Annotated in this window: 2 rRNA genes; both read left to right on the forward strand. The window is 57.7% G+C overall.

The window, feature by feature from the left end:
• Window positions 1-78 precede the first annotated feature (78 nt).
• Window positions 79-1,604 (forward strand): 16S ribosomal RNA (locus tag ACHAAJ_RS15515).
• A gap of 587 nt (window positions 1,605-2,191) precedes the next feature.
• A 23S ribosomal RNA gene (locus tag ACHAAJ_RS15520) occupies window positions 2,192-5,323 on the forward strand.
• The 16S and 23S rRNA genes sit together here, the layout of an rRNA operon.
• Window positions 5,324-5,405: the final 82 nt, after the last annotated feature.

The following is a 5,405-nucleotide window of genomic DNA, read 5'->3' on the forward strand; positions in this document are numbered from 1 at the left end:
TTTTTTGCCGGGATTGTTTTGCTTGGTGCAATCGTTGGCCCGATTTTCCTTGGGTCTTCTTGGTTGTGTCTGTATTTTTTTACGGAGAGTTTGATCCTGGCTCAGGATGAACGCTGGCGGCGTGCTTAACACATGCAAGTCGAACGATGATCCCCAGCTTGCTGGGGGGATTAGTGGCGAACGGGTGAGTAACACGTGAGTAACCTGCCCCCGACTCTGGGATAAGCCCGGGAAACTGGGTCTAATACCGGATATTCTCCTTCCGCCGCATGGTGGGGGGTGGAAAGTGTTAGCGGTTGGGGATGGACTCGCGGCCTATCAGCTTGTTGGCGGGGTAATGGCCCACCAAGGCGACGACGGGTAGCCGGCCTGAGAGGGTGACCGGCCACACTGGGACTGAGACACGGCCCAGACTCCTACGGGAGGCAGCAGTGGGGAATATTGCACAATGGGCGAAAGCCTGATGCAGCGACGCCGCGTGAGGGATGACGGCCTTCGGGTTGTAAACCTCTTTCAGTAGGGAAGAAGCGAAAGTGACGGTACCTGCAGAAGAAGCGCCGGCTAACTACGTGCCAGCAGCCGCGGTAATACGTAGGGCGCAAGCGTTATCCGGAATTATTGGGCGTAAAGAGCTCGTAGGCGGTTTGTCGCGTCTGCCGTGAAAGTCCGGGGCTCAACCCCGGATCTGCGGTGGGTACGGGCAGACTAGAGTGATGTAGGGGAGACTGGAATTCCTGGTGTAGCGGTGAAATGCGCAGATATCAGGAGGAACACCGATGGCGAAGGCAGGTCTCTGGGCATTAACTGACGCTGAGGAGCGAAAGCATGGGGAGCGAACAGGATTAGATACCCTGGTAGTCCATGCCGTAAACGTTGGGCACTAGGTGTGGGGGACATTCCACGTTTTCCGCGCCGTAGCTAACGCATTAAGTGCCCCGCCTGGGGAGTACGGCCGCAAGGCTAAAACTCAAAGGAATTGACGGGGGCCCGCACAAGCGGCGGAGCATGCGGATTAATTCGATGCAACGCGAAGAACCTTACCAAGGCTTGACATGGGCCGGACCGCCGTGGAAACACGGCTTCCCCTTTGGGGCCGGTTCACAGGTGGTGCATGGTTGTCGTCAGCTCGTGTCGTGAGATGTTGGGTTAAGTCCCGCAACGAGCGCAACCCTCGTTCCATGTTGCCAGCGGGTTATGCCGGGGACTCATGGGAGACTGCCGGGGTCAACTCGGAGGAAGGTGGGGACGACGTCAAATCATCATGCCCCTTATGTCTTGGGCTTCACGCATGCTACAATGGCCGGTACAAAGGGTTGCGATACTGTGAGGTGGAGCTAATCCCAAAAAGCCGGTCTCAGTTCGGATTGGGGTCTGCAACTCGACCCCATGAAGTCGGAGTCGCTAGTAATCGCAGATCAGCAACGCTGCGGTGAATACGTTCCCGGGCCTTGTACACACCGCCCGTCAAGTCACGAAAGTTGGTAACACCCGAAGCCGGTGGCCCAACCCCTTGTGGGAGGGAGCCGTCGAAGGTGGGACCGGCGATTGGGACTAAGTCGTAACAAGGTAGCCGTACCGGAAGGTGCGGCTGGATCACCTCCTTTCTAAGGAGCAGCTAGCAAACGCCGTCCGCACTTGAGTGTGGGGGGTTTTGTTCAGTGTTTGCCCGTTGCGGCCGCGTTTGTCGGCCGGCGGGTGCTCATGGGTGGAATGTCAACGGATTGTGGCCTGTTCCGGCGTGTGCCTGGACCGTGCGAGTACGCCTCCCCTTTTGGGGGGGGTTGGAAAGCGGTGGTCCGGGTCGGTGTCGGGGCGGGTCCATGGCGCACTGTTGGGCCCTGAGGCAACAGGCCCGCGCCCTTCGGCGCATGTTCCGCACGGTTGTGCGGGGTGTGTGTTGGGAGGTTCGGTTGTGTGTCTTGGTTGTCCCCGCGCATGGCCTAGGCCCGCCGGTTCCGGCATCCCCTTTTTGCGGGGGTGTTGGTGGTGGGGTGTGGGTGTGTTGGGGTTGTTGTTTGGGAACTGCATAGTGGACGCGAGCATCTTGTACCGGGGAACGCCCTTTGTGGTGTTTTCCCGTGCAAATAGCAATTTCTTTGATTTGAGAACCCCGGTGGCTTGGCCCTTTGCGGGTCCGGTTGTCCGTGTGGTTCTCTCGATTTGTAGATAGCTCTTTGCTTGGCCTGTTTGTGGTCAAGTTTTCAAGGGCGCACGGTGGATGCCTTGGCATTAGGAGCCGAAGAAGGACGTGGGAATCTGCGATAAGCCTGGTCGAGTCGATAACCGGACGTTGACGCCAGGATTTCCGAATGGGGAAACCCCGCACAGCGCGCGAGTGTCTGTGTGACCCGCAGCTGAACACATAGGCTGCGTGGAGGGAACGCGGGGAAGTGAAACATCTCAGTACCCGCAGGAAGAGAAAACAACAGTGATTCCGTGAGTAGTGGCGAGCGAAAGCGGATGGGGCTAAACCGAGTCATGTGTGATAGCCGGCGGGCGTTGCATGGCCGGGGTCGTGGGACCATCCATATCAGTTCTGCCGGACTGGTGGGGCGAGGTGCGGAAGTATAGGCGAACCGGTTTGAATGCCGGACCATAGGGGGTGCGAGTCCCGTAGCCGTAATGCTTTCCGCCGCCCTGTGAAGGTATCCCAAGTAGTACGGGGCCCGAGAAATCCCGTGCGAATCCGCCAGGACCACCTGGTAAGCCTGAATACTACCTAATGACCGATAGCGGACAAGTACCGTGAGGGAAAGGTGAAAAGTACCCCGGGAGGGGAGTGAAACAGTACCTGAAACCGTGTGCCTACAATCCGTCGGAGCCTCCATTGTTGGGGTGACGGCGTGCCTTTTGAAGAATGAGCCTGCGAGTTAGTGTTACGTCGCGAGGTTAACCCGTGTGGGGAAGCCGTAGCGAAAGCGAGTCTGAATAGGGCGATGCAGTGGCGTGATCTAGACCCGAAGCGAAGTGATCTACCCATGGCCAGGTTGAAGCGCGTGTAAGAGCGCGTGGAGGACCGAACCCACTTCAGTTGAAAATGGAGGGGATGAGCTGTGGGTAGGGGTGAAAGGCCAATCAAACTTCGTGATAGCTGGTTCTCCCCGAAATGCATTTAGGTGCAGCGTTGCGTGTTTCTTGCCGGAGGTAGAGCTACTGGATGGCCGATGGGCCCCAAAAGGTTACTGACGTCAGCCAAACTCCGAATGCCGGCAAGTGAGAGCGCAGCAGTGAGACTGTGGGGGATAAGCTTCATAGTCGAGAGGGAAACAGCCCAGAACGCCAACTAAGGCCCCCAAGCGTGTGCTAAGTGGGAAAGGATGTGGAGTTGCGAAGACAACCAGGAGGTTGGCTTAGAAGCAGCCACCCTTGAAAGAGTGCGTAATAGCTCACTGGTCAAGTGATTCCGCGCCGACAATGTAGCGGGGCTCAAGCACACCGCCGAAGTTGCGTCATCCGGATATTGAGGCAGGCCTTCGTGGTCCAGCCGTCCGGGTGGGTAGGGGAGCGTCGTGCCGGCAGTGAAGCAGCGGTGTGAACCAGTTGTGGAGCCGGCACGAGTGAGAATGCAGGCATGAGTAGCGAAAGACGGGTGAGAAACCCGTCCGCCGAATGATCAAGGGTTCCAGGGTCAAGCTAATCTGCCCTGGGTAAGTCGGGACCTAAGGCGAGGCCGACAGGCGTAGTCGATGGACAACGGGTTGATATTCCCGTACCGGCGAAGAACCGCCCATACCGAGCTGGCGATGCTAACCGCCCCAAACACCCACCGGGTTCCCTTCGGGGAGCCCACCGGGTGCGCGGCGCGGGACCCGAGCCAGGGAGGTAAGCGTATTAACAGGTGTGACGCAGGAAGGTAGCCGGGCCAGGCAATGGAATCGACCTGGTCCAAGGGTGTAGGGCGAACGGTAGGCAAATCCGCCGTTCACGATGCCTGAGACCCGATAGGCGCCCCGTTTTCGGGGTGATCCGGTGATCCTCTGCTGCCAAGAAAAGCATCGACGCGAGGTTCCAGCCGCCCGTACCCCAAACCGACACAGGTGATCAGGTAGAGAATACCAAGGCGATCGAGAGAATCATGGTTAAGGAACTCGGCAAAATGCCCCCGTAACTTCGGGAGAAGGGGGGCCCCAACCTTGAACACACCTTGCGTGTGGGAGGGGATCGGGGCCGCAGAGACCAGGGGGAAGCGACTGTTTACTAAAAACACAGGTCCGTGCGAAGTCGCAAGACGATGTATACGGACTGACTCCTGCCCGGTGCTGGAAGGTTAAGAGGACCGGTTAGCCGCAAGGCGAAGCTGAGAATTCAAGCCCCAGTAAACGGCGGTGGTAACTATAACCATCCTAAGGTAGCGAAATTCCTTGTCGGGTAAGTTCCGACCTGCACGAATGGAGTAACGACTTCCCCGCTGTCTCAACCATGAACTCGGCGAAATTGCACTACGAGTAAAGATGCTCGTTACGCGCAGCAGGACGGAAAGACCCCGAGACCTTTACTATAGTTTGGTATTGGTGTTCGGTGCGGCTTGTGTAGGATAGGTGGGAGACGTTGAAGCCCGGACGCCAGTTCGGGTGGAGTCATCGTTGAAATACCACTCTGGCCGTACCGGATTCCTAACTTCGGCCCATGATCTGGGTCAGGGACAGTGCCTGATGGGTAGTTTAACTGGGGCGGTTGCCTCCTAAAGAGTAACGGAGGCGCCCAAAGGTTCCCTCAGCCTGGTTGGCAATCAGGTGTCGAGTGTAAGTGCACAAGGGAGCTTGACTGTGAGAGCGACAGCTCGAGCAGGGACGAAAGTCGGGACTAGTGATCCGGCGGCACGTTGTGGAACGGCCGTCGCTCAACGGATAAAAGGTACCTCGGGGATAACAGGCTGATCTTGCCCAAGAGTCCATATCGACGGCATGGTTTGGCACCTCGATGTCGGCTCGTCGCATCCTGGGGCTGGAGTAGGTCCCAAGGGTTGGGCTGTTCGCCCATTAAAGCGGTACGCGAGCTGGGTTTAGAACGTCGTGAGACAGTTCGGTCCCTATCCGCTGCGCGCGCAGGAAATTTGAGAAGGTCTGTCCTTAGTACGAGAGGACCGGGACGGACGAACCTCTGGTGTGTCAGTTGTACTGCCAAGTGCACCGCTGATTGGCTACGTTCGGATGGGATAACCGCTGAAAGCATCTAAGCGGGAAGCCCGCTTCAAGATGAGATTTCCATACCATTTATGGTGAGAGGCCCCCAGCAGACCACTGGGTTGATAGGCGGGACGTGGAAGCGAGGACCAAAGACTCGTGAAGCCGACCCGTACTAATAGGCCGACAACTTACACCACAAACACCACACCAACAGCGTGTGGCAAGAAACGCTGCGTCCACTATGCGGTCCCGAAACAACAACCGTTTCGGAAACCACAA

Source organism: Arthrobacter arnarulunnguaqae (assembly GCF_051262515.1).
GTDB lineage: Bacteria > Actinomycetota > Actinomycetes > Actinomycetales > Micrococcaceae > Arthrobacter_N.